This window comes from Staphylococcus equorum (assembly GCF_029024965.1).
GTDB classification, from domain to species: Bacteria; Bacillota; Bacilli; order Staphylococcales; family Staphylococcaceae; genus Staphylococcus; species Staphylococcus equorum.
This window is the reverse complement of record NZ_CP118982.1, coordinates 1,048,134-1,072,448: the sequence shown is the minus strand read 5'-3', so window position 1 is coordinate 1,072,448 and position 24,315 is coordinate 1,048,134. Positions and strand designations below refer to the sequence as shown.

The 24,315-nt window shown below is 31.1% G+C and carries 23 protein-coding genes; 4 read left to right on the top strand and 19 right to left on the bottom strand.

All coding sequences use genetic code 11. The annotated features are described in order from the left end of the window. Positions 1-239: 239 nt before the first annotated feature. Positions 240-1,232, top strand: coding sequence for a peptidylprolyl isomerase PrsA (gene prsA / locus PYW44_RS05215; RefSeq protein ID WP_021339012.1), 993 nt, complete (start codon positions 240-242; stop codon positions 1,230-1,232). Positions 1,233-1,380: 148 nt separating this feature from the next. Here prsA and yhaM read toward each other — a convergent pair whose 3' ends face one another. The 6 genes from yhaM to xdrA all read right to left on the bottom strand — a co-directional run bounded on the left by yhaM (position 1,381) and on the right by xdrA (position 8,990). Then, on the bottom strand, positions 1,381-2,322 hold the full coding sequence (yhaM, locus tag PYW44_RS05210) for a 3'-5' exoribonuclease YhaM (RefSeq protein ID WP_002507250.1): 942 nt from the start codon (positions 2,320-2,322) through the stop codon (positions 1,381-1,383). Continuing rightward, on the bottom strand, positions 2,322-5,255 hold the full coding sequence (locus tag PYW44_RS05205; RefSeq protein ID WP_115075976.1) for an ATP-binding protein: 2,934 nt from the start codon (positions 5,253-5,255) through the stop codon (positions 2,322-2,324). Before PYW44_RS05205 ends, yhaM begins: the two co-directional genes overlap by 1 nt. 1 nt (position 5,256) lies before the next feature. Next, positions 5,257-6,441, bottom strand: coding sequence for a metallophosphoesterase family protein (locus PYW44_RS05200; RefSeq protein WP_021339010.1), 1,185 nt, complete (start codon positions 6,439-6,441; stop codon positions 5,257-5,259). Positions 6,442-6,661: 220 nt separating this feature from the next. Further along, on the bottom strand, positions 6,662-7,006 hold the full coding sequence (locus tag PYW44_RS05195; protein WP_002507247.1) for a YlbF/YmcA family competence regulator: 345 nt from the start codon (positions 7,004-7,006) through the stop codon (positions 6,662-6,664). Positions 7,007-7,074: 68 nt separating this feature from the next. Continuing rightward, positions 7,075-8,205: a DUF445 domain-containing protein gene (locus PYW44_RS05190; RefSeq protein WP_021339009.1), complete on the bottom strand. Its 1,131-nt coding sequence runs from the start codon at positions 8,203-8,205 to the stop codon at positions 7,075-7,077. 320 nt (positions 8,206-8,525) lie between these two features. Next, positions 8,526-8,990 carry an XRE family transcriptional regulator XdrA gene (xdrA, locus tag PYW44_RS05185; RefSeq protein ID WP_002507245.1) on the bottom strand — a complete coding sequence of 155 codons (465 nt, stop codon included), beginning with the start codon at positions 8,988-8,990 and terminating at the stop codon, positions 8,526-8,528. Positions 8,991-9,420: 430 nt separating this feature from the next. Here xdrA and purU point away from each other — a divergent pair, with 430 nt between their 5' ends. Further along, positions 9,421-10,272, top strand: a complete 852-nt coding sequence (gene purU, locus PYW44_RS05180) for a formyltetrahydrofolate deformylase (protein ID WP_021339008.1) — start codon at positions 9,421-9,423, stop codon at positions 10,270-10,272. Positions 10,273-10,449: 177 nt separating this feature from the next. Here purU and PYW44_RS05175 read toward each other — a convergent pair whose 3' ends face one another. Further along, a complete protein-coding gene (locus tag PYW44_RS05175; protein ID WP_002507243.1) occupies positions 10,450-10,809 on the bottom strand; it encodes a hypothetical protein in 360 nt (119 codons plus the stop codon). Positions 10,810-11,042: 233 nt separating this feature from the next. On the opposite strand from PYW44_RS05175, the gene PYW44_RS05170 reads away from it, so the two are divergent. Further along, the gene (locus PYW44_RS05170; RefSeq protein ID WP_002507242.1) at positions 11,043-11,357 is read left to right on the top strand and encodes a hypothetical protein; all 315 of its coding nucleotides are present in this window, start codon (positions 11,043-11,045) and stop codon (positions 11,355-11,357) included. A gap of 146 nt (positions 11,358-11,503) precedes the next feature. Here PYW44_RS05170 and PYW44_RS05165 read toward each other — a convergent pair whose 3' ends face one another. From PYW44_RS05165 to PYW44_RS05155, 3 genes are all read right to left on the bottom strand, one after another. Further along, positions 11,504-12,787, bottom strand: a complete 1,284-nt coding sequence (locus tag PYW44_RS05165) for a dicarboxylate/amino acid:cation symporter (RefSeq protein WP_021339986.1) — start codon at positions 12,785-12,787, stop codon at positions 11,504-11,506. Between the two features lie 120 nt (positions 12,788-12,907). Next, positions 12,908-13,531: a response regulator gene (locus PYW44_RS05160; protein WP_002507240.1), complete on the bottom strand. Its 624-nt coding sequence runs from the start codon at positions 13,529-13,531 to the stop codon at positions 12,908-12,910. 21 nt (positions 13,532-13,552) lie between these two features. After that, positions 13,553-14,662: a GAF domain-containing sensor histidine kinase gene (locus PYW44_RS05155; protein ID WP_115075975.1), complete on the bottom strand. Its 1,110-nt coding sequence runs from the start codon at positions 14,660-14,662 to the stop codon at positions 13,553-13,555. Positions 14,663-14,858: 196 nt separating this feature from the next. On the opposite strand from PYW44_RS05155, the gene PYW44_RS05150 reads away from it, so the two are divergent. Continuing rightward, on the top strand, positions 14,859-15,686 hold the full coding sequence (locus tag PYW44_RS05150; RefSeq protein ID WP_002507238.1) for an RluA family pseudouridine synthase: 828 nt from the start codon (positions 14,859-14,861) through the stop codon (positions 15,684-15,686). 71 nt (positions 15,687-15,757) lie between these two features. Here the strand turns inward: PYW44_RS05150 and fumC are convergent, their stop codons facing one another. From fumC to PYW44_RS05105, 9 genes are all read right to left on the bottom strand, one after another. Then, positions 15,758-17,143, bottom strand: a complete 1,386-nt coding sequence (gene fumC / locus PYW44_RS05145; protein WP_021339988.1) for a class II fumarate hydratase — start codon at positions 17,141-17,143, stop codon at positions 15,758-15,760. Positions 17,144-17,370: 227 nt separating this feature from the next. After that, entirely contained in the window at positions 17,371-17,787 is a 417-nt protein-coding gene (locus PYW44_RS05140; protein ID WP_002507236.1) for a hypothetical protein, read from the bottom strand. A 207-nt stretch (positions 17,788-17,994) separates the two neighbouring features. Beyond that, a complete protein-coding gene (locus PYW44_RS05135; protein ID WP_002507235.1) occupies positions 17,995-18,180 on the bottom strand; it encodes an SAS053 family DNA gyrase inhibitor in 186 nt (61 codons plus the stop codon). 23 nt (positions 18,181-18,203) lie between these two features. After that, positions 18,204-18,803 carry a 6-phosphogluconolactonase gene (locus PYW44_RS05130; protein WP_021339989.1) on the bottom strand — a complete coding sequence of 200 codons (600 nt, stop codon included), beginning with the start codon at positions 18,801-18,803 and terminating at the stop codon, positions 18,204-18,206. A 184-nt stretch (positions 18,804-18,987) separates the two neighbouring features. After that, positions 18,988-19,458 carry a tRNA (uridine(34)/cytosine(34)/5-carboxymethylaminomethyluridine(34)-2'-O)-methyltransferase TrmL gene (gene trmL / locus PYW44_RS05125; RefSeq protein ID WP_002507233.1) on the bottom strand — a complete coding sequence of 157 codons (471 nt, stop codon included), beginning with the start codon at positions 19,456-19,458 and terminating at the stop codon, positions 18,988-18,990. 1 nt (position 19,459) lies between these two features. Next, entirely contained in the window at positions 19,460-20,590 is a 1,131-nt protein-coding gene (gene queG / locus PYW44_RS05120) for a tRNA epoxyqueuosine(34) reductase QueG (protein ID WP_031266153.1), read from the bottom strand. A 180-nt stretch (positions 20,591-20,770) separates the two neighbouring features. After that, positions 20,771-21,493 (bottom strand): amino acid ABC transporter ATP-binding protein, encoded by a 723-nt coding sequence (locus tag PYW44_RS05115; RefSeq protein WP_002507231.1) that lies wholly within the window; start codon positions 21,491-21,493, stop codon positions 20,771-20,773. Next, positions 21,486-22,949: an ABC transporter substrate-binding protein/permease gene (locus PYW44_RS05110; RefSeq protein WP_021339991.1), complete on the bottom strand. Its 1,464-nt coding sequence runs from the start codon at positions 22,947-22,949 to the stop codon at positions 21,486-21,488. The genes PYW44_RS05115 and PYW44_RS05110 overlap by 8 nt, the downstream gene beginning before the upstream one ends. A gap of 168 nt (positions 22,950-23,117) precedes the next feature. Continuing rightward, entirely contained in the window at positions 23,118-24,200 is a 1,083-nt protein-coding gene (locus PYW44_RS05105) for a PTS sugar transporter subunit IIC (RefSeq protein ID WP_002507229.1), read from the bottom strand. Positions 24,201-24,315 lie beyond the last annotated feature (115 nt).

Here is a 24,315-nt window from a genome sequence, read left to right as displayed (position 1 = left end):
AAATGGGATATTGCATAATAACTATCAGATACCTAATAAGTATTGTGGATGGGATAGAAATCAAATTTTAAATTTTGATTTCTATCCCACTTTTTTGTTTTTAATTCAAATTAATTTTAATAATCTATTTTTTTATAAATTTACTAATACTATAGTCCTAGAAACAGGGTTTCTTATTGGTGAACACAGCATAATATGTTATATTTACGTTGTTATTATTACAAAAGGAGTTTCCAACCATGAAAACATTTAAAAAAGTTATACTTCCGGTTACAGCAAGCGCGTTGCTATTAAGTGCTTGTGGTAGTAGTGCAACAGATTCAAAAGATGATACAATTATTTCATCAAAAGCTGGAGACGTTAAAGTAGAAGATGTCATGAGCAAAATGGGCGATGAACAAATTGCCAACAGTTCATTCTCAATCTTATTAAACAAATTACTAGCAGATAAATATAAAGACGAAGTTAATACGAAAGATATTGATAAAGAAGTCGAAAAAGAACAGAAACAATATGGCGGTAAAGAACAATTTGAAAGTATGTTAAAACAGCAAAAAATGTCTATAAGTGATTATAAAGAACAGAAGAAAACACAAGCTTATCAAAAAGAATTACTTAATGATAAAGTCGAAGTATCAGATAAAGAAATCAAAGAAAACACTAAAAAAGGTTCTCATATCTTAATTAAAGTGAAAGAAAACGAAGATGATAAAGAAGGTTTATCAGATAAAGATGCAAAAGCAAAAGCAGAAAAAATCAAAAAACAAGTCGATAAAGATCCAGACAAATTCGGAGAAATTGCAAAAGAAGAATCAGGAGATAAATCATCAGCTAAAAAAGACGGTAGCTTAGGCTATGTTATGAAAGGCCAAATGGAAGATGAATTTGAAAAAGCCCTCTTTAAACTTAAAGAAGGAGAAATTTCTAAAGTAGTGAAAACAGATTATGGTTATCACATTATTAAAGCAGACAAAGAAGACGACTTTGATAAACAAAAAGATAAACTTAAATCTCAATTATTACAATCTAAAGTACAAAAAGAGCCTAAATTATTAACAGATGCATACAAAGAGTTATTAGATGAATATAATGTAGACTATAAAGATAGAGATATCAAAAAAGCTATTGAAGATTCAATTTTAAACCCAGAAAAAATAAAACAACAACAACAGCAACAGCAGCAACAACAAGCTATGCAACAAGGTGGCGCTGGGATGTCTACAGGACAATAAAAATCCATCACAGAGACCCTGAAATAGCTAACACAAATTCAAAAAGGCTGATAGATCCCAAAAGAGATTCTATCAGCCTTTTTTATATATTATTTGAGGATGAGCTATTGATGCTCCAAACTACCCTCTTATATAAACAATAACGAGATTAGTCTAGTGACGTTGGATTATAAAACTGTCTGCCTTCTAGACCAAAAATACGTTCAGTAAATTGACCTTTATCCGTTTTCTTATATGCTTTTTCAAACATATTCATTTTTGCATCGATATTATCAATAAAGAATAATATTTCTGCTTCTTTCATATGCGGTAACTTAGGCGAACCATATTCCATCTTACCATGATGTGCTAAAATCATATGGCGTAATAAAAGTACTTCTTCTCCGTCAAGATTTAACTCTCTTGCCGCTTCTGCAACTTCATCACTTGCTATGGAGATGTGACCAAGTAAATTACCTTCTACTGTGTACGATGTAGCAACTGGTCCGCTTAATTCTCTTACTTTGCCTAGATCATGTAAAATAATTGAGCTATATAATAAACTACGGTTAAGTAAAGGATAAATATCACATATAGATTTTGCAACACGCAACATCGTTAATACATGATAGCTTAAACCACTAGAGAAGTTATGGTGATGTGTACTTGCAGCTGGGAATGTGAAAAATGCTTCCTGATGCTTACGTATCAAATGACGAGTAATACGTTGTAATGTAGCATTTTCAATATCTAGCATATAATGTGAAACTTCTTCTTGAATTTCATCTGGTGTTAATGGTGCACCATCAACAAAATCTTGAGTTTTCATATTATCTTCTGGTTTTGCTAACTTTATTTTATTGATTTTCATCTGTTTTCTACCACGATAATTGATAACATCACCAGTAACATGGACGATTTGTTCAGGCTCTAATATTTTCATATCTTCTTTTGAAACCGTCCATAATTTAGATTCTATATCTCCACTTTTATCTTGCAAATGTAGTGTCATATAATCTTTACCTTGAGCTGTCACACCTTGTATTGCTTTGTGAATTAGAAAAAAGTTATCTACAGAATCTCCAGGCTTTAAATTTTCTACGTTTCTCATTATTTACCGCCTTCCTCGAATTTATTCAAAGTAATGATTTGTTTTGAAGGCACACTTGTATCTTTCACACATGTAAAGAATAAAATTTGATAGTCTTTTGGCATTTGTCTTAAATAATTCATCATTATTTCTTTGCGTTGCTTATCAAAATGTACAAATGCATCATCAATAATAATAGGAAATGGATAGTATGGTTTTAACGTTTTGATTAAACTCAAACGTAATGAAATATAAAGTATTTCTTTAGTAGACTGACTAAGTTCTACTGGTTCATACATTTGACCATTTTGCTGTTTCACCATTAATTCATCGTTTGCATAAGTCACTTGTACGTAATGACCATTTGTTAAATGCGTAAATATCTCAGTTGCTTCTCTTATCACTTCTGGTAAACGTTTATCTTTAATTTGTGCAATGTGACCTTCTACTAAAGATTGTAAGTAACTCAGACTTGCCCAATCTTTTGCTTCGTCATTTACTTTATTTTTAAGAATATGGAATCTATGTCTTAAATCAGCTAATGTCTTGTCTGTCTCCATATCAGTTATTTTTGCGTTTAAGTCACTAACTTCTGACTGCATTTCTAAATATTGATCATTATATTCGTCTACTTGTCGTGCTAAGACTTCATCTTCGTGCGTTAATTGCGCATAAGTCTTTTCACTTAACCTTGAACTTAAATCATAATTATAATTTTGATTCTCTAGGTATTTCGATAAATCGTTAAACCTAGTCATTTGTTGTTGGTAATTTTGATATTGTACATGGTGTTGGTAATAAGTTTCTTCATCAGAAGCATTAACATAGCCAAATAACTGTGTGATCACATTATTATTTTCATTTAATCGATTGCGTAGTTGCGATACTTCACTCTCAATTAATTTGATTTGCTCATCGTTTCTATTCCATTTTTCAAGATTAGTTGTTTCTTCTTTGAGCCACTGTCTAATGTCATGGAATAATGATAAATCATTAAAATACGTAAATTGATTATTTGTAATTTCTTTAGCATGCGCATAAAAGGCTTCTAATGACTCACGTAAATGACGCGCTTGTTCTTTAAGTTCATCGATGTGTTTATCATGGTCTTTAATCTTATTCATTGTGCCAATACTATCAATGATCAGTTCATCTGACATTTTATCAGATAAATGTAAATCTGATTTAACTTTGTGAATACTGTCTTGGGCTTCTTGGTACTGTTTTTGAGCTTGTTCTAAACTCGTTGCTAAATATTCAGCTTTTTTATCAAGTGCTTCTTTTGTCTTAACTGTACTATGCAACTGTTCTCGCACTCGGTACTGATCATCCAAATCAAAGTCGAGATCATAATTATCTTCTAAATGCGTAATTTGTCGTTGCAAATCATCTATTTCTTTTGAGAAAGTTTCACTATGACCTATTTCTTTAGATTTTACAAAGAAAACGCCTATGATAAATATGACTGACAATATCGCAAATACAACGCCAAAGAGTATGTTCGCAGATATGAATGAGAAAATCGTTAGTCCTATACTTATTACTGCTAAGATAATTAAACTTATGCGTAATAGATTCTGTTTTTTCTCATTTTCTTGTTGATCTTTATCAAAAGCCTCTTTCATTTTTTGGTAAAGGTTATTCTTTTCTTGAAGCTCGAAAACTTGTTTATTATATTGTTTTTTCTTTTCAAAATTTTCTTCAGGTACAATATCTGCTTCTAAAGCATCTATTTCCGTAGCATTGGTCTCTTGATCAATTTTATTCTCTTCGATATTACGTTCTAATTGTTGTACAAATGCAGTTTGTTCTTGTTTGTTTTTAATTTGATTACTTACAAAACTTTTCATTGCTTCTGAACTGTCAGCTTGATGATGCACATCATGCCAACCAATATTGGACTTCAGGCCTGTCTTTTCGCGTTCTTTATCTTGGATGTCTTTTTCAATAGCTTTAAGTTCGTATTCTTTTTGTTTAATTTCATTCTCTTGTTGGTGTAAGTGATTGAAAGCATCTATATCACTTTGTTTCGGAACATTAATTTTTTCGTTTTCTGATTTAAGATGTGCTAACTTTTCTTCTCTCAAGCCTAAATCTCTTTTAAGGTTTTGGGTTTGAATTTTTGCAGATTCATAGCGATCAACACCTTGTTCAGGGAAAAGTACTGGTTCAATATTAAGTTGAGATTCTAGCGTTTTCCACTCTTGTGTTTGTTCGTGCAAAGTGAGTTCTTTTTGTTTCTCGTTATGCATTTTTGATAACTGTGCTAGATTTTGCTTTATATTATCTAACCTGCGTTCTGATTTATCTTTATCATCTACAAGTCTTTTATAAGTAGTTAACTTCGACTCTTCGACTCTAATTTGACCCTCTAATTCTTTCAACTGTTCTAATTGCTGATTAATAATTGGATTACGTCCATTTTTTTTATATAACATTTCTTTTTTCTCATTTAAAATGCCACGCATACTAGTAAATTCTGTAGAACCTAATGCACCCGCTTGTAATAAATAATTTTGTAATTGAGTCTCATCCATATTTTTATGAATATCTTGTAGTCCAAGTACATCAAAAGAAAAAACACCTTGGTATGTACGTTTAGAAATAAAATTCAATTCTTTTTTCAACCAATTTTCATCTTTAATCGTGCCATTAGGTAAATAAACTTTCACATCGCCCACTGCACTACCTTTTATACGCTCAACATCAACTAATGTACCATCGTCTTGAATCAAAGTTAATTTACCGCCATATTGATTACCTAATCGTGGTTCTAATCGTGGTTCATTTTCTTTCTTTGTTGGAAAACCAAATAGAATGGAGTGAATAAAAGCTTGTATCGTAGACTTTCCAGTTTCGTTTTCACCATATATTTCAGTGAAAGTCTCATCAAATTCGATTGTTCTTTGTATAAATCTGCCATAACCATATATCTCTAACGATTTAATTTTCATATTATTCCTCCCTCATATCTGACTTTAATAATTCTTCGGCATGTTCAATCAAACCACGTCGATCAAAATCACTATAATTTTCAAGATATTTAGAAGCTTTTGGATTTAAATACAAATCGTTCATAGCTTTATCATACACAGTGTTGTCATCGATTAATTCTGGCGAAAATTCTTTCACTAATGTATTTTGATCTTCATATTTATTATTGATTGTTAAATTTTCAATAAATACAAAGTTATGTTCATTTTCTTCGTAATCACTAATCATTTCATGAACTTGTAACGCGTCTTGTTCAGGTATCATTTGATCAGAATTAACAATAACCTTTAATTGATAAATCGATTTACCTTTTTTTCTCACTTGTGTTTTAAAAGTTTGAATTGCTTCAAAAAGACCTTGTTTAGATGTTTTATCTGTTTCAAGCGTTGCTTTTTCAAAACGAATAAATTGTGTAGGTACGAATTTAGCCTCAAGATTTAGATCGTCACCTTCTACTAACAAACAACCTTTTTCGCCTAATTCTTTAAAGTGTCGGCCTTGTATATTCCCTGGATAGTGAATTTGAGGCATATCACTTAATTGTTGACGCTCATGAATATGACCTAATGCCCAATAATGATACAGCTTATTGTTTAAATCTTCTAATCTGAATTCTGTATAACGGTCTTTAGTGCTAGATTTACTATATGTACCATGAAGTATGCCAATATGGATTCCCTTTTGTCCTTGGCTTGATGGATAAGCATCTAATTTATTTTCGTAACTTGCATCATTTTGATAACTAAACCCGTGAAGGTAGATTTCTTCACCATTTTTAGTAATTGTTTGATAAGTTTCTACATTTTCTGAGAACACTGAAACGTTATCTGGCCATTCTGTACCAATACTTGAAGATAATGGATCATGATTGCCGTGACAAATGTATACGAATATTTGTTCTTTAGATAAGCGCTCAAATTGCTCTTTCAAAAACACTTCTGCACGTAATGTCCGGTTCTGTTGGTCAAATAAATCACCAGAAACAATCATAAAATCTATTTCTTCATTCAATGCTAAATCTACTATTTTTTTAAAGCTTTCGTACGCACTTTTTTGCATATCTTCAAAAATCGACTGACTTAAATAGCTTCTTGACTTAAATGGGCTATCTAAATGTAAGTCAGCACAATGAATAAATTTCACCATACAGTACAGTTCTCCTTTATCTAAAGGTTTATTTAAGATGATACATGCGAGACAATCTATAAATGAATTGGTTACTTATTCAAATTTTAAGATGTGTGCATGCGAATACCTTGTATCTCTATATTTTACCACATTGTCTAAGATTCAGTCGATAAAACAAAAAAAGCTACAATACATAAAATGTATTGTAGCTGGAAATCAAAAATCTGATTAATTGATATTAGTCAGCGTAGATTTCGTCTAAAGGTTTAACAATGATTTGGTTGATTTCTTGGAAGATTTGGCTCATGTTTTGTTCAGCAGCCATTAATTCTGAAATGTTTGAATCATTTTCGATTTTTTGAGCTTGTTCTTGTGCTTTTTGTAGCTCTTCTTCACCGATTTCTTCACCTTGCATTTGTTTTTGTTGGAATTCTAATTGAGTTTCGCGGAATTCGTCAAATAATTCTTTTGACTCTTTATTTTCTTTAACATTTGCATAAGCTTTTTGAATAGCTTGGTATTCATCACTTTCTCTTAAAGCTTGTTCTAATTGATTTGCATGATCGTGTAAATTTACTGCCACTATGCTTCACTCCTTTTTTGTATATGTGTGAAAACCACATCGGTATTACAATAACATAATTTAATATGTTATACAAAAATTGCAATTACGCCTTGTAATAGCCCTATTATGCCCCCTAATAAAAAACCTAAAAGCATAATTAATTTCAGTTCTTTATTTGCGATATCAATAATTAATTTTTCTATATAAGCTAAATCAAATGTATTAATTTGTTCTTCAATCATTTGTCTTAAATTAATCTTTTTCATGATTGGAGATATATGTTTAGATATATTCTCTATAATAACATCTGTTAGTTTTTGACAAACTTTGCTTTCTAAGAAATGAATAAAGCTTGGCATTAAAGTATTAAACGATTGTTTTGATACTTTATCTACATCTAAATAACCAACGGCTAATTCAGTTACAGAAGTTTTAAATGAATTGTACTGACTTTCACTAACAAGTTCATTTAAATTTTTAGCTTTCACAGTCTCATATTCATTATCAATGACCTGTTTTGCAATTGCCTTAGCTTTAGGATGTTTAGTTAAACGAATAAGTTCATGCTGAATACGATCAGCAATACTCTCTTTAGTCATAAACATTTGTAATAAGCCAACTATTTTACCTTTCTCGTTGAAGAAAGTCTCCAACATAGATGCAATATCAGCCGCACCTTTTTCTGAATTGAGGTACACACTTGCTCTTTCAAATAATAAATCAGGAACTAAATCTATTTTACTATCAATGCTAGCTTCTATTTCTTCAGGAATAATCTGCTTGATAGGTGTAGTTTGATTATCTTGATAAAATTCATCTAATTTATTTGAAATCACTAAGTCTAATTTTTCATTTGCTAACTGCGTAATATCTAAATCTAACTTATCAGCAAAATATTGCAATGTCATATTTTCTTGTTTTAATTTTTGAATTTGATTGAGTAATACTTCTTCAATTGCTTGTCTTGAAGATGGTGCATTTAATTTTGATTGGATTAAACTTTCCGTTAATAAGTGTTCTTCAACAACTTGACCAATCTTATCAGCGACTTCTTTTCTACGTTTTGGTATTAATCCAGGTGTAAAGGGTACACGTTTATTAAAAATATAATAGGTTTTAAATGGATGAAATAGCATTCTAACTGCTAAAATATTTGTTACTCCACCTATCAATGACCCAATCACCATCATAAATACAATTATTAAAAAAGTTTGCATAGATGATTTCTCCTTTGAATTCTATACTTTATTTCTGTTTTATTGAAAGACTATTTTAAATTACAATCATTTTTACATTGTATAATACTTACTATAAAAATGTGTAATAAAAATATCTTGCTTTTCAAATTTAGTTACTTAATTTATCTTAAATATCACCAGTAACTATAACAAAGTTACAAAACAACCAAATAAAAAAAGACCTAAATCTTTGTTTAGGTCAAGTAGAGTAAAGTGACTAAATCATTCATATACAATTTAAAGTCCCATGTCACCCAATTATATAAATAATGATTCTCCTATCACAAAATGAATTAATATTATACGTGCATTAATTCTTCTTTTGATATTCTGCCGAAGTATGTTTCAGCTTCTCTTAATTTAGACGTTCCAAATATTGGTTGCGTTTCATTATTAAGCACACGATAGATATCACTTACTTTATTACTTTGTAAGATAAATCCGTTGCGGCTATCAATCGTATTCCAGTATATGTCACTTGTTGTTGAATGGTTAGGGTATGCACAATGATTACGAGAAATCGTTTGTACCATTTCTAAAGGATCACAACCAAAAGTACTATTTAAAACATCTGAATCTCTGAATAATGCACAAATTGACACACACGTAGTCCAGTTAGGTAATACTCTCTCTTTTTCTATTTGTACTAATGTCTTTTTTGAAAGACCAATAGTTTGGGCCATCGTATCTTGCGTATAACCTGCTTCAATACGTACCATTTTAAATTTTGTTTGAATTAAATCTGTGAATTGCTGTCTATCCATTACTTTAATCTACCTTTCATAAAAGAATATTTTATCCGGACACAAGAAATTGCAATAATACACGCTTCTTGAAACACAAATTACATCTTAATACAATTTTCAAGAAAATAAAAGAGTGAAATGAAATTTTCATCGTTTTTTATCATTGGCGCAATTATCAAAATAATCAATCTTATATCTTATAAATAAGTTACAAACAAAAACATTTTGATTGTAAGCGTATTATTTTTGTGAAAAGTGTCATTTTCCTAAATTACTTATTACTCTTTTAAGATAAAAACACTATTTATCATTATAGCCTACTTTACCTATTTACGCATAGAAAAAGATTAAAAAATTTTAAAAGTTATCAAATTGAGCTATAATCGTTTACTTTTTTCTGAATTTTCATTATACTCTGAGTTACTTTTCAAAATTAGAGGTGCTTAAAATGGAAGATAAATACATATTACTAGCTACATGTTCAGACAAAGTTGGAATTACATCATTAATCACAAATATCATTTCACAATATGATTCTAATATTTTACATTTAGATCATTTTACTGAATATGGTCATGCACAAGATGCGGATGGAAAATTATATTTAAGATTTGAATTTAATAAAGTACCCTTAGTAAAAGAAGCTTTAGAAAAAACACTAAGTGAAAATGATATCGAATTTAATTTATTCGATAATAGTCATAAAACTAAAATCGCATTATTTGTTTCAAAAGAAGACCATGCGTTTAATGAAGTTTTACTGAGAGTGAAACGTGGAGAAATACCTGCGGAAATTGTATGTGTTGTCAGTAATCACGAAAATAATAGACATTTTGCAGAAACGTTTAATATTCCTTTTTATTACGTACCTAGTAATAATGCAAAAGATTTAGTTGAAAAAGACATTTTAGATATTTGTGCTAAACACGAAATTGAACTCATTGTATTAGCAAAATATATGCAAATTCTAAGTGATCATTTCGTGAGCCAATACCCAAATCAAATCATCAATATTCATCATTCCTTCTTACCTTCATTTATTGGAGCAAATCCTTATAAACAAGCTTGGGAACGTGGGGTGAAACTTGTAGGAGCTACGAGTCACTATGTAACTTCTGACTTAGATGAAGGCCCTATCATTGATCAAGATGTGACGCGCATTAATCATCGTTATAATGTCCAGGACTTAAGAAAAATTGGTCGTCATGTTGAATCAAGTGTATTAGCACAAGCTGTGGAATACCATGTACAACACAAAGTAATTGTTACAAAAGGAAATAAAACAATCGTATTTAATTAATAGTACAAACAGTAATAGCAATATAAAACTAGAGAGTATCAATAAAATTAATAAACTAAAAAAGAGCCTATAAAGGCTCTTTTTTAGTTTAAATGATTTACTTCATCATGATTACTTATGTTCTAATCTCTTAAAATTTATATTTAGAGAGTTAATCCATTTTAAAACAAAAACTTGTTAAATTGAAGCTGCTTGCGTACTAGTAGTCTCTTTACTTAAAACTTCCATATCATATCCATCGTCAGTTTCTGTATATTTTATCTTAACTGTTTCTCCGTCTTTTTCTACTTCCGTAGGTAATTCTTTAGATTCTCCATCTTCATCAGTAAGCGTAACCGCCCCATCTTCAGCTTGAGTACCCTTGATACCCTCTTTTAATTTAAGATGTACTGTACTATCATCCTTCTTGCTCACTTCTACAGGATTATCTATACTTGCAGCACTTGCACTATTGAAGACACCTACTAACGAAATAATCAAAGCAGCAACCATTAAACTTACTAACCCCTTACTTTTCACAAAATTTAATGTATCCATATAGAAAATTCCTCCTTAATATGTTGTAATTTATTTTGATTACCTTGCAACATGGTTATAACACTAACAAAATATTCAGAATTTTTAAAGTTTTTATATAAATATATTCTGAAAAACTTTCTGTTTCGATTTGAATTTGTAATTTCAATTTATATTAAGTTAATTCCTTATTTGTTGCATACATTTAAAAATGATATACTAGAAAAAATTTCACTAAAGACGGAGGGTTTATTATGACATTAAAAGCTCACCATCCAGAGTTTTCGCTATACGCTGCTATGAAAGTTTTTACAGCTCAAGCAATTCCAGGTACTTTAACACTTCTAAATGATAAAATTTGCTTTAAAGCAAGTGGTGTACTGAAAGGAACAGAAATTAAAGATACTTTTCACTTTAAAGATATTAAAAATATTAAATTTGGTTTTTCATTTTCTCCATTCCGCATTGTTATAATAGATAACGATGGCGAATCGTGGATTTTCGATCAAGTGAATCGTAAAGATGCCAAACAATTTATAGAAATTTACAACTCCGTTAATAAAAATTAAAGTCTGAAGTCATTCTTACTTAGAAATCAAAGTATTTTGTTCTCATCTAAATTAATAACTATACATATTTTTAAATTGGCATTTAAAGAAGCCTCTCATTCAATTGTTTGAATGGGAGGCTTCTTTATTAAAATACCATTAACTAATTATGCTTGAGCTTTTTTAGCATCTTTTCTGTCTGCTTGATTTGAAATAATCATAGCACAAGCTGCATCACCTGTAATATTTACAGATGTTCTTGTCATATCTAACAATCTATCTATACCTAAAATAATACCGATTGCTGCTGGATCTAGTCCCACTGCATTTAACACCATTGCTAACATAATTAAACCAACACCTGGCACACCTGCAGTTCCAATTGATGCTACAACTGCAATCACTACTACAGTAATAAGTTGACCAATTGAGAGATCCACGCCTGAAATTTGAGCAATAAAGATAGTTGCTACCCCTTGCATAATTGCTGTACCATCCATATTAATTGTCGCACCTAAAGGTTGAACAAAGGATGCAATTTCAGGCCTCACTCCCATTTTCTTCGTACATCTTAGTGATACTGGTAACGTTGCTGTCGAACTAGAAGCACTAAATCCAAGCGAAATCGCTGGAATAAATGCTTTGAAAAATTTCAATGGACTTGTTTTTCCTATGAATTTAACTGCCGATCCATAAACTACAAAGAAATGAATTGCGAGTGCTAACAATACGATAAAGAAGTACATACCTAATTGTTTAATAGCACCAAAACCTGCTCCTGTAAATGCATGTGCAACTAAACCAAACGTACCAATTGGTGCAAAGACACTCATAATCATTGTCACAATGTACATGAGTACTTCGTTGGTTTGTTCAAAAAATTTATGTACCATTTGTGCTTTGGAACCAACCATAATAAGACCGACCCCAATAAAAATAGCAAATGTGATAATTTGAAGCATATTTTCATCAGTCATTGATTGTAATGGATTCTTTGGAAATAAATTAATTAAAGTTTGATCGAACGATTGACTGGCTGCAGCACTTTGTGAGCCCTCTTCTTTATCTAAAGTTTTTTGATAACTAGAAACATCTTCACTATTTAATAAATCAGATTTACCTTCTCCTGGATTAAATATCAATGCCAAAGCCATAGCAATGGTAATTGCTAAAGCTGTAGTTGCTAAAAAGAATGTAATTGTTTTTAAACCTATACCACCAAGTAGTTTCGGGTCCCCAACCCCTACCACTCCTAAAACGATTGATACAAATACTACTGGCACTACTAACATAAATATTAAATTCAAGAAAATTTGTCCAATAACATTAAACACGTATTTATCAACATTAATTACGAATGCAGACTGTGCAAACATATTAAAAATTGAACCAATGGCAATACCTAATATTAATGCTATGACAATCTTCATTGAAAGGTTTTTTGTTTTCATTGCATTATCCCCCTATTGTTTATTACTCTGTATTATATAGTAATTTTATATAAATAAAAGTAAAATTTGAAAATAATTACAAAAAAATGAATCCGCTTCCGACACTGTTGATTCGCTATATTAAATGAGATTGTTTTGCATCGCATATATCGCTGCTTGTGTGCGATCAGTTACTTGAAGTTTGTTAAAAATATGGCTCACATGTGTTTTTATAGTTTTCTCAGAAACAAATAATGATTCTGCAATTTCTTTATTTGTTTTACCTTTAGTCATCTCTGCTAGCACTTCAGATTCACGCTTTGATAATTTATTAGTAAAATGTGGCTTTTTACTCACCGCTTCGATGACACTTTGCGCTTGAGGGTGTATCGTTTTCTCGCCTGAAAGTACTTTCTTAATCGTTTTTATTAATTGGTCTGGCTCTACATCTTTCATCTCGTATCCATCTGCACCCTTATCAATTGCGGAAATGACATGTTCATCGTCCACATAACTTGTAAGGACTAAAATTTTCACTTCTGGATACGACTTTTTCATCATTTCTGTAATTTCAATACCATTCATTTCTGGCATAACTAAATCTAATAATACAATATCAGGTAATTCATTTGTTTCTAAATATTCAAAGAAAGATTTACCGTCTGAAAACCCTCCTATAACATCTATATCATCAACAGTAGATAATAGGAATTCTAATCCTTGTCTTACGATATGATGATCATCCACGAGTATAATTCGATGCATGTTAAACTTCCTTTCAAAAAACTATAATGGAACTGCTATATGAATTGTAGTGCCTTTATTTTGAGTTGAATCTATTTCTAATTTACCATTAATCAATTTTGTACGTTGTCTCATATTACTTAAACCATGAGAGTCTGGTGGATTGGATTTATTAATATTAAATCCTTTGCCCTGATCTACTATATCAATAGTTAAATAACCATCTTTTTGAATCAATGATAAATCTATTTGTTTGGTACCACCATGTTTTTTTATATTATTCATTGCTTCTTGTATAATACGATAAATATTTTCTTCAATTATACTTGGCAGATTGATCAGACCATCTACTTTAACAGTTAATTCAAGTTGTAAAAGCGTGCTGTATTTTTTCAGTGCGTTAACTAAACCTTGTTCTAATCCAACTGGCTTTAATTGCCAAATCAAAGCTCGCATCTCGTTAACAGCTTGTTGACTTGTTTGTTCTATCACTTGAAAAGCCTTGCGTGATACTTCTTCATTAGTAATTCCTTCAGCTGCATGGGCTGTTAATTTTACAGAAAAAAGCATTTGATTCACTGAATCATGTAAATCCCTTGCTAAGCGATTTCGTTCACTTATGCGAGCTGCTTCTTTTTCTTGATCCGTTAGCCAAATACGTTTGATTGCAGAGCCAATTTGAAATGCTACAGACTCAAGCATTTCTAAATCTTCTTCACTATAATGCGTTGTATGTGGTGTAGCAACATTTAATAGTCCGAATTGTTCTTCCCCTGACCTTAGCGGTACAGTTGCATGATGTGTGACACCATCTGTTTCATCATGATATGCACGGTTTGCAAGGTTGATACGCGAACAATTAATGATATTAGAAGCTTTGGTCAATTTCTTATTTTGATAAGCTTGAACACACCAGCACGTGCCTTCACACATATATTTACAATTTTGTTTGGCTAATGCGCCTGGTAAATCTATATGAGATACAAGCTCATGTTGACCTGAATCATCAATAAAGAAAATCCAGCCTGTTGTAAACTCGCTTCCTTGAATTAAAGACTTCAATGCACCTTGCATCATACTATATGTTTCTGTTTCTACATTTAAAAATTCTGCAATTTCTTTTAATAAAGCAAGTCTAGTCGGTTTTTCCATTTAACCAGTCCATTCTTTTATACAATATTACTTTACATATATTATACAGACTCATAAACTAATTGAAAAATATAGTTACGATTAACCTACAAAATGATTTAATTAACAATAAAATAAATTTCATAGAATTACTATGTCTAATATTTTTAACACGTTGTTTATGGTATGATTATATATGATAATCAAGGAGGATACTATGAAATTTGAAATCCCTATTAAATATAATCAATTAACATTGAGAGAAATTTTTCAACAATTGCACTTACCTAAAAAAGACTTACATAATTTAAATATGTCTAAGTTAATTACAATTAACGATGAACCAGCAACATTAATGTCTAAAGTAAACACTGGTGACATAGCTTATATTCCTACACCAGAAGAAGTAAGCAATTATTTACCAAGTTATCGATACGCTCAGATTTATTACGAAGATGACGATATCGCTGTTGTAATGAAACCAAAAGGTGTTAAAACACACCCGAATGATTTAAAAGAGAGTAATACACTCATGAATCACGTTATCTATACAGTCAAGAGTGATTACGTTGAGCCAATACACCGCTTAGACCAAGAAACAGTTGGTTTATTGATTGTTGCTAAAAATCCATTAATGAAGAAAATTTTAGACCGTATGTTGGAAGAAAATGAAATTGATCGTATTTATAAAGCAAATGTGCACAGTTTATTACCTATCAAACCACAAACGATTGATATGCCAATTGGCAAAGATAAATTCCACTCAAATAAACGTAGAGTGTCACCTACTGGACAAACTGCAATTACACATATTATTAATTCTAAAATGATTAAAGAAGATGTAAGCGAAGTAGATTTAAAATTAGATACAGGTAGGACCCATCAAATTCGTGTTCACTTAGCTGAAATTGGCCATCCAGTAATTGGTGATCCATTATACGGTAATTCAACACTAAGACAACTTCAATTAAATAGTTATAAAATTGAATTTATCCACCCACTTACGCAAGAAACAATTTCAGTAAGTATGGACGATGAAATTTAAATCATATTAATATATTACAAAAAAAGCCAACGCCTTCTATTTAAAGAAGCGTTGGCTTTTTAAAGTATTTTTTATTTTGGTTCAACCATGTCTTCAGGTTTGATCCACTGTTCAAATTGTTCTTCGGTCACATGACCTGATTGTATCGCAGATTCTTTTAATGTAAGACCTTCACGGTGTGCTTTTTTAGCAATACTTGCAGCATTTTCATATCCAATATGTGGATTTAGAGCAGTCACTAGCATTAATGATTGGTTTAAATAATTATCTATATTTTCATGAATTGGCTCAATACCAACTGCACAATTTTCATTAAATGTTTGCATACCATCTGCTAATAAATAAATTGATTGTAATGTATTATGCAAAATGACAGGTTTGTATACGTTAAGCTCAAAATTACCTTGAGAACTTCCAATACCTACTGCAGTATCGTTACCCATAACTTGTACTGCTACCATTGTTAACATTTCACATTGTGTCGGATTTACTTTTCCTGGCATAATAGATGAACCTGGTTCATTTTCAGGAATAGATAATTCAGCAAGCCCTGCACGCGGGCCTGATGCTAGCCATCTTATATCATTAGCAATTTTCATCAAGTCAGTTGCTAATGCTTTTAAAGTACCATGTAATTGAACCACTTCGTCGTGTGCTGTTAAAGCATGGAATTTATTTTCAGATGATACAAATGCATAACCTGTATTTTTTGAAATGAATTTAGCTACTTTATCGCCAAATTCTGGATGTGCATTAATACCTGTACCTACAGCTGTACCGCCAATCGCTAAATTTAAAATGTGTGCTTTTGATTCGCCTAATAAAGTTTCACATTTATCAAGCATGAAACGCCATCCACTAATTTCTTGTCCTAAACGAATAGGCGTTGCATCTTGTAAATGCGTACGTCCAATTTTTATAATATCGTTAAATTGTTCTTCTTTTTCTTTAAAAGTATCACGCAACGCTTTTAAAGCTGGTTCAAGTTTTGTTTCTACTTCATTATATAATGCAACATGCATTGCTGTTGGGAATGTATCATTTGAACTTTGTGATTTATTAACGTCATCATTCGGATGAATCGTTTCATCACTGCCTTGTGATTTTAAATATTCATTAGCTACATAGCTCACAACTTCGTTTACGTTCATATTACTTTGTGTGCCACTACCTGTTTGCCAAACCACTAATGGAAAATGTTCATCTAGCTCTTTATTAATGACACGGTCACAAGCATAAACAATGGCATCTTTTTTAGCATCTGATAGTTTTCCTAATTCATTGTTAGCTAAAGCTGCCCCTCTTTTTAACTGAGCAAATCCGTAAACAACTTCAATTGGCATTTGTTCTTTACCTACTGGAAAATTGCGTTTACTTCTTTCTGTTTGAGCACCCCAATATTTATCTGCAGGTACTTCAATTTCACCGAATGTATCATGTTCAATTCTAACTGACATTTCAAATTCTCCCCTTCATTATTCGTTATTCAGCTTTAGTATAGCATTAATTATTTTAAAGGGGCAATCGTATTATAGAGCGTTTACATATTATTTTATTTTAAACTGTATTTATGAGTTATTATTTTACTTTATTAACTAGAACACTTCACTTTTCCATAAAAAAATACCGTCAAAATCAATAAGATTTTACGGTATTTTTTATAAATCATCTAACACTATGAAATTTAACTTTCTTTAGTAATGTTTATTTTGTTGAATTGTACTTTTGCTGCTTGTATTACGCCTACTGCTGTTAATATGAGTAGAATCGCACCGATTACCATAGTAACAGGACTAATCGTAACTAATGTACCTAAGAACCCAGTTAAACCATTATAAAAATCTCCTAATGGTTTAAATAACAATACAGTTATTACAATACAACATATCACACTTATAATAATTCCTGTTTGATTACCTTTAACAAACGTAGAAGCATTAACTTGATCAACAAGTCCACGCGATAAATTTATCTGCAATTTTATAACTTTAAATAACACGGGTAAGTAGAGTGCACCAATTGCCATAGGAAAGCCTTTAATAGAAATTAAATTAACAATGACAGCACTAATCATAATGTATTTCCAATACTTACTTAACATATGTATAAGTCTCCTTAAATCCAATAATGATATAATAATAACACATTCACTTTTAACTTGGCATTTCTTTTTAAATTGAAAATAATTTATCGTGTTATTTGAAAATCAAAAAGTTAAATTTTCATCTTCTTAAAGTCTCGATTGCTATAAAAAGACATAGAAATAGCCCTTTGTGAATAACAAATTCAACAAAGAGCTAAATTAAAACTAATCTTTTAAATCTGAACGAACTTCTGGATCATGTGATTTATCTAACTTAGCTTCATCATTTTCCTCGGAAATTTGTTCCATTTCCTTACCAAGTTCTACTACATCTTCGTAGTCACTGACCATTTCATTTTCAGGTTCAAATGCATCATTTTGTAAATGTTTATTATCTTTTTCGTTTGCCATACCTATCACCTCACATTTTTATATTAAGCAAAACGTGCTGTGAAATAATGTCTTACATCTTCAGGTAATCCTTCTGCTGCCGCTTCATCTAAAACCACATTTACCATGCGATGTGCTTTTAAATCTGAAGGTTCAAAGTTTGTTTTACCATTTTCTTCATATAATTTGTGAACAATTTCTTTTTTGTCAGCGCCAGTGATAATTAATATAACTTCACGTGCTGAAAATAGACCTTGTTTTACACTTACGTTCAATTTACCATTAGTATCAATTGATAGTACTTGTGTAATCAATTTACCTTTATTTTCTTTTGTTTTAATTTTATCACTGATAAATGATTCAGTGTCTTCATTAAATGAAACATTATAAATTTGACCTTCAGGTACACCTAAAGCTTCAAAATAAGATTTATTATCGTCATAATCTAAAATGTTGATTTGACTAAAGTCTACAGGATGATTATCTACATTTTTCTTTAATTCATCTAATACTGGTGAATTATCATTAGAAAGGTGTAGACCTGCAATAGTCGTCGGATTGTTGTTAAATTGTTTTCTTAATATATCTGCAGCATATTCAGCTACAATTTTTTCGTTTTCTAAAACTTTAAAGTTCATTGCCATAGTAATTACACTCCTCTTTTTTATTAAGACGCGTTCTAGCATTATTTTTATTAATACCCTTGATGTAATGGAGATAAACCACAACATCACTAATGTATCAATTTAATTAACTAAATGCTAAGTTATAAGACTTATCTCTATTATACAAATCTACCACATTATTTTCATTCATTTAGCGCATTTATTAATGTAATTCTGGAAAACTTTGTTGTCGTAATGCTTCGTAAATAAGTAATGATGCTGTATTAGATAAGTTTAATGATCTAATATTATCATTCATAGGAATACGTAATGCCGTTTCTTGATACGTTTCTTTCACCCAGTCAGGTAATCCTGTCGTTTCACGTCCGAAAATAAAGAAATGATCATGAGCAGTATCAGTAAAATCAAAATCTGAATATGTTTTCTTTCCAAATTTAGTTAATAAATAATAAGTGCCCTCTGTTGCTTCAAAAAAGTCTTCGATACTTTCATGATAAGTAATATTAACAGTTTCCCAATAATCTAATCCAGCACGCTTTAACATCTTGTCATCTGTACTGAAACCAAGTGGCTTAATCAAGTGTAAATGTGTATATGTGCCTGCACATGTTCTTGCTATACTGCCTGTATTACCTGGTATCTGTGGTTGATATAATACTATGTGATTTGTCATTCTATTTTTCGCTCCTCGTTTCAAGTCCTTTTAACATTTCAATTTGAACCTCTTCTAGTTCATTTTCATAATGTTGTTCAACAAATGGTCTAGCAGCCTCGCCTTGAATTTGTCCTATCGCCCAATATGCTGTAGCTCTGATCATAGGTCTTGGATCATCTAACGCAACATCTTGTAATTCTGGTATTGCTGTTTCTTCTTTAAAATGTGCTAAAGCAATAATTGCATTACGTTGAATCGGTTTCTTACCTCTCCATGCTCCTGCTAAATGACCATAAGTATTTTTAAATTCTTTATTACTCATTTTTAATAAAGGCACGAGTCTTGGTTTTAAAATTTCAGGTTCTAATACTATATCGTCATGTTGTGTGTTAATCCCTTTATTTTTCGGGCACACTTGTTGACATGTATCACATCCATAAAGTCTATTACCAATTTTATAACGATATTCATCTTCGAGATAGCCTTTCGTCTGAGTTAAAAAACTAATACATTTCTGACTATTTAACTGTCCATCTCCAACGAGTGCTCCTGTTGGACAACGATCGACACAAATCGTACAATCGCCACAGCTATCGATTAACGGGTCATCAGGAGCAAAAGGTATACTAACTAGCATCTCGCCTAAATACGTCCATGTGCCAAGGTCAGGATTGATGACAAAGCCATTTCTTCCTACAAACCCAAGCCCTGCACGTTCTGCTACAGCACGATCAGATAATGCTCCCGTATCTACCATTGATTTAATTTCAACGTCTTCTACTCTAGATTGTAAATACTCACCTAATTTATCTAACCGTTTTCTCATAATAGTATGATAATCTTGCCCCCAAGAAGCTCTGGCAAACATACCTCTTCTGTCTCCACGGACACTTTTAGGCGCACCTTTTAATTTATTTGGATAACCAACGCCGATTGCTATAATAGATCTCGCTGTTGGCAAGTTTAATTTCGGTTCTGTTCTTAACTCTATATCAGATTCTTCAAAACCAGATGCATAACCTTTTGCATGATAATCCACTAACTTTTGCTTCATTTCATCGAAAGGATCAGCTGTCGTAAAACCAATACTATCAATACCAATTGAATGGGCATAGTCTATAACATCTTGTTTTAATTGGTTTAAATCCATTTTCATACACCCCACCTTAAAAACATACATTCTACAGTTTAACACATTCGTATGGCTTTAGAGTATTAGCTATAATACTTTTATTATAATTTAAATATAAAAAATTAAAAGACCAAATCAATAACATAAGATTGATTTTAAACAATCCTATGTTACCAATTCAGTCTTATTATTAAATAATTACAAAACTCTTGATAAGAAGTTTTTCGTTCTTTCATGTTGTTGGTGGTCAAAGACTTCTTCTGGTGTCCCAGACTCAACGATGACACCATCAGCCATAAATACTACTTTATCACTTACATCTCTAGCAAAATGCATTTCATGGGTTACAACTACCATTGTCATACCCTCTTTAGCTAGATCTTTCATAACTTTCAATACGTCTCCTACAACCTCTGGATCAAGCGCTGATGTCGGCTCATCAAACAATAGAACTTCAGGGTTCATCGCTAATGCTCTAGCAATTGCTACCCTTTGCTTTTGACCACCAGATAATTGTGCTGGATATGCATCAGATTTATCCTCTAGACCCACTTTTTCTAATAACAACTGGGCCTCTTTTTTCAAGTCATTTTGATTCCCTTTTTTTAATAAACTAGGCGCTAAAATAACATTATCTATTACTTTTTTATGCGGAAATAAATTGAAATTTTGAAATACCATCCCCATTTGTTGACGCAATTTTTCTAATTCTGTATCTTTACTCGTTAAATTATTGTCTTTAAATATAACTTCACCACTTGTTGGCGTCTCTAGTAGATTCATGCAACGCAGTAAGGTACTTTTCCCACTACCTGAAGGACCTATGATTGCTACTACTTCGCCTTGATTTACAGTAAAATCAATACCTTTTAGAACTTCATTTTTACCAAATGACTTGTATAAGTTTTTAATATTAATCACTAACTTTCAATCTCCCTTCAAAGAAATACATAATTCTAGATAATGTAAATGTGAGAATAAAATACAGTATAGCTGCTATGATCAATGGTGTGAACGGATCAAATGAGGCACCTTGAACAACTTGTGCATTAAACATAATTTCACTAACACCGATTACAGATACTATAGAAGATTCTTTAATTACTGTTACAAACTCATTACCTAAGGCAGGTAAAATATTTTTAATAGCTTGTGGTAATATAACTGATTTCATAGTTTGGCCATAAGATAATCCTAAACTACGTGCAGCTTCAGTTTGTCCTTTATCTACTGCATTTATACCGGCTCTAATAATTTCAGCAATATATGCAGAACAGTTAATTACAAGCGCGATCATACCACAAATTAATGCAGAAATATTTAAACCTAATACTGCAGTTGTACCGAAATAAACTAAAAATACTTGCACGAGCAATGGTGTGCCTCTTAAGAATTCAATATAGGCGGAAGCTAACCATCTTAAAACTCTAACTTTACTTAGTTTTAATAACGCAATAAATGCACCAAACACTGCACCTAGCACTACTCCCACAATTGAAATGAGTATCGTATTTTGAATACCTTTTATAAAGAAGTTTCCATATTTAGTAAAGAAATTTCCTTCGTCCTTTTTCATTGCTTCTGCAGCTGATGCTTTATAATCTGCTAGTAAACCTTTATCTTCAACATCTTTAATAGTAGCATTAAGTCTTTCCATTAATTCAGGGGAATTTTTAGGTACTGCAATTGCTGTTTGTTTCGTACCTTCATTAAATTTCACGTCATCTGCAAATGCTAAATCTTCATTTTGTTTCAAGTAAGCTTCTGCAACTGGTCCTTCAATAACCATCCCGTTTATTTTGCCACTCTTTAATGACATGATTACTTCAGGTACTCTCGTTAAAGATTGTATCTGTGCATTTTCAATTTCTGTTTGAGCAATTTTTTCTTGTTGTGTTTGTTTTTGTACACCAATTTTTTGATTAGCAAAATCATCTATATTTTGAAATCTATCTGCCTCAGACTTTTTAACAATCATTTTTTGTTCAACCGTCATATATGGATTTGAGAAATCTACCTCTTTTTCACGTTCAGGTGTTGGTGTCATTCCAGAAATGATTAAATCGATTTTCCCAGTTTTAATTGCTCCTAACAAACTATCAAATTGCATATTAACAATTTTTAGCTTTACATCATTGTCCTTTGCAATTTTCTTTGCCAAATCAATATCAATACCGGCATATTCAGATTTACCATTCACATTATGTTCAAATTCATAAGGTGCATAATCTGCAGATAAACCTACTCTCAATTCTCCACGTTCTTTAATTTTATCCCATTGATCTTCTTCTGCTGCTTGAGCATCAGGATTTATGTATGTAATTATGGCGCTAATAAATATAATAAAGACCATAAATAGTTTAATAGTGTGTTTCATCTTGGTTAACCCCTCTCTATATAATTAATTATTATACATAATAACGTAATATTATTCAATAACTTTTTATACAAAAGCTATCTATAATAGTGATTTTTTTATAGAAAAGACAAAATATGCATTATTTATGTATAAAAAAAGACCTAATATACATTAGGTCAATTAAAATTACTGTTTAGGAATTTCAAAACTGTATATGTCATCAGTATATTTACCAATGAATTTTTTACATAACTCATGAACAAAAAATGCTGCAACAAAAGGAATAATGAAATAACCAAAAATTAATAATATGATATTCATTGTTGGATCTCCAGACATACGGTTAAAGGCGTTAATTGGTCCTACAAGTCCGGTATAACCAAAACCAGCTGACATCGGTGTACCTTCAATACCAATAAAGTAAGCAATCAAGCCACCTATAATACCATTAATTGTTAAAGGTATCGCGATAATTAAATGTCTGAAATAGACAGGTATCATCATCTTAGCTGCACCAATAATTAATACAAGATTCACACCAGCACCATTAACTCTTATTGATCCAAATAGGAATGTAACACAGGCTGCAACAATTCCCATATTAGCTGCACCACTACCTAGTCCAGATAGACTAATAGCTGTTGCAATAGCTACAACCGATATTGGCGTTACCATCAGCAATGAATAAGTCACACATATTAACACTGACATCAATAATGGATTGAGTTCAGTGAATGAATGCACTATATGACCTAAACCTTTTGTAACATTAGATACATAGCCTAATGTATATAGACCAATAATCCCGCTTACTACAGGAATAATGACTGGTAACAAGATCATTTCTAATGAACCCAATTTATTCTGTAATATTAAGTATAAAAAGCAAGCAATAATTACAACCAAAATAGTATTAATAATATCACCAATACCATTTAGTATAAATCCATCAGGAGTAATTTTAACAGCTCCACTACCTAACATAGCAGAAACACCTATCATCGTAGCCCCTGCACCATTAAATTTAAATTGATGTGCAGCTAACACACCTATAATAAAAGCCATAAATGATTGAATCAAAACTACTAATTGATATATTGTTTCTAATAATTCATTACCTTCTTTAAAGAACTTTAATAGTTCACCTAATAATGCATTAGGTATTAACGCAATAACTACCCCTGCACCAACAGCTTGTAAGATATTAGCAAAAAATTGCCTTCCATTTGGTTTAGTTGTTTTAATTTTGGTTGATTTAGTTTTAACCATTGAATTTTCCTCCAAATATAACATTAGACTAATAATATTATACTTTACCAAAAACTACAATATTTACTTTAATTATATTAATATTGCATAGCCTATGTTATAAAGTGATATTAAG

Excerpts from the sequence above, each read along its gene's own strand:
- prsA (WP_021339012.1), top strand. The coding sequence starts at position 240 with ATGAAAACATTTAAAAAAGTTATACTTCCGGTTACAGCAAGCGCGTTG.
- yhaM (WP_002507250.1), bottom strand. The coding sequence starts at position 2,322 with ATGAGAAACGTAGAAAATTTAAAGCCTGGAGATTCTGTAGATAACTTT.
- PYW44_RS05205 (WP_115075976.1), bottom strand. The coding sequence starts at position 5,255 with ATGAAAATTAAATCGTTAGAGATATATGGTTATGGCAGATTTATACAA.
- PYW44_RS05200 (WP_021339010.1), bottom strand. The coding sequence starts at position 6,441 with ATGGTGAAATTTATTCATTGTGCTGACTTACATTTAGATAGCCCATTT.
- PYW44_RS05190 (WP_021339009.1), bottom strand. The coding sequence starts at position 8,205 with ATGCAAACTTTTTTAATAATTGTATTTATGATGGTGATTGGGTCATTG.
- xdrA (WP_002507245.1), bottom strand. The coding sequence starts at position 8,990 with ATGGATAGACAGCAATTCACAGATTTAATTCAAACAAAATTTAAAATG.
- purU (WP_021339008.1), top strand. The coding sequence starts at position 9,421 with ATGGAAGATAAATACATATTACTAGCTACATGTTCAGACAAAGTTGGA.
- PYW44_RS05175 (WP_002507243.1), bottom strand. The coding sequence starts at position 10,809 with ATGGATACATTAAATTTTGTGAAAAGTAAGGGGTTAGTAAGTTTAATG.
- PYW44_RS05170 (WP_002507242.1), top strand. The coding sequence starts at position 11,043 with ATGACATTAAAAGCTCACCATCCAGAGTTTTCGCTATACGCTGCTATG.
- PYW44_RS05165 (WP_021339986.1), bottom strand. The coding sequence starts at position 12,787 with ATGAAAACAAAAAACCTTTCAATGAAGATTGTCATAGCATTAATATTA.
- PYW44_RS05160 (WP_002507240.1), bottom strand. The coding sequence starts at position 13,531 with ATGCATCGAATTATACTCGTGGATGATCATCATATCGTAAGACAAGGA.
- PYW44_RS05155 (WP_115075975.1), bottom strand. The coding sequence starts at position 14,662 with ATGGAAAAACCGACTAGACTTGCTTTATTAAAAGAAATTGCAGAATTT.
- PYW44_RS05150 (WP_002507238.1), top strand. The coding sequence starts at position 14,859 with ATGAAATTTGAAATCCCTATTAAATATAATCAATTAACATTGAGAGAA.
- fumC (WP_021339988.1), bottom strand. The coding sequence starts at position 17,143 with ATGTCAGTTAGAATTGAACATGATACATTCGGTGAAATTGAAGTACCT.
- PYW44_RS05140 (WP_002507236.1), bottom strand. The coding sequence starts at position 17,787 with ATGTTAAGTAAGTATTGGAAATACATTATGATTAGTGCTGTCATTGTT.
- PYW44_RS05135 (WP_002507235.1), bottom strand. The coding sequence starts at position 18,180 with ATGGCAAACGAAAAAGATAATAAACATTTACAAAATGATGCATTTGAA.
- PYW44_RS05130 (WP_021339989.1), bottom strand. The coding sequence starts at position 18,803 with ATGGCAATGAACTTTAAAGTTTTAGAAAACGAAAAAATTGTAGCTGAA.
- trmL (WP_002507233.1), bottom strand. The coding sequence starts at position 19,458 with ATGACAAATCACATAGTATTATATCAACCACAGATACCAGGTAATACA.
- queG (WP_031266153.1), bottom strand. The coding sequence starts at position 20,590 with ATGGATTTAAACCAATTAAAACAAGATGTTATAGACTATGCCCATTCA.
- PYW44_RS05110 (WP_021339991.1), bottom strand. The coding sequence starts at position 22,949 with ATGAAACACACTATTAAACTATTTATGGTCTTTATTATATTTATTAGC.
- PYW44_RS05105 (WP_002507229.1), bottom strand. The coding sequence starts at position 24,200 with ATGGTTAAAACTAAATCAACCAAAATTAAAACAACTAAACCAAATGGA.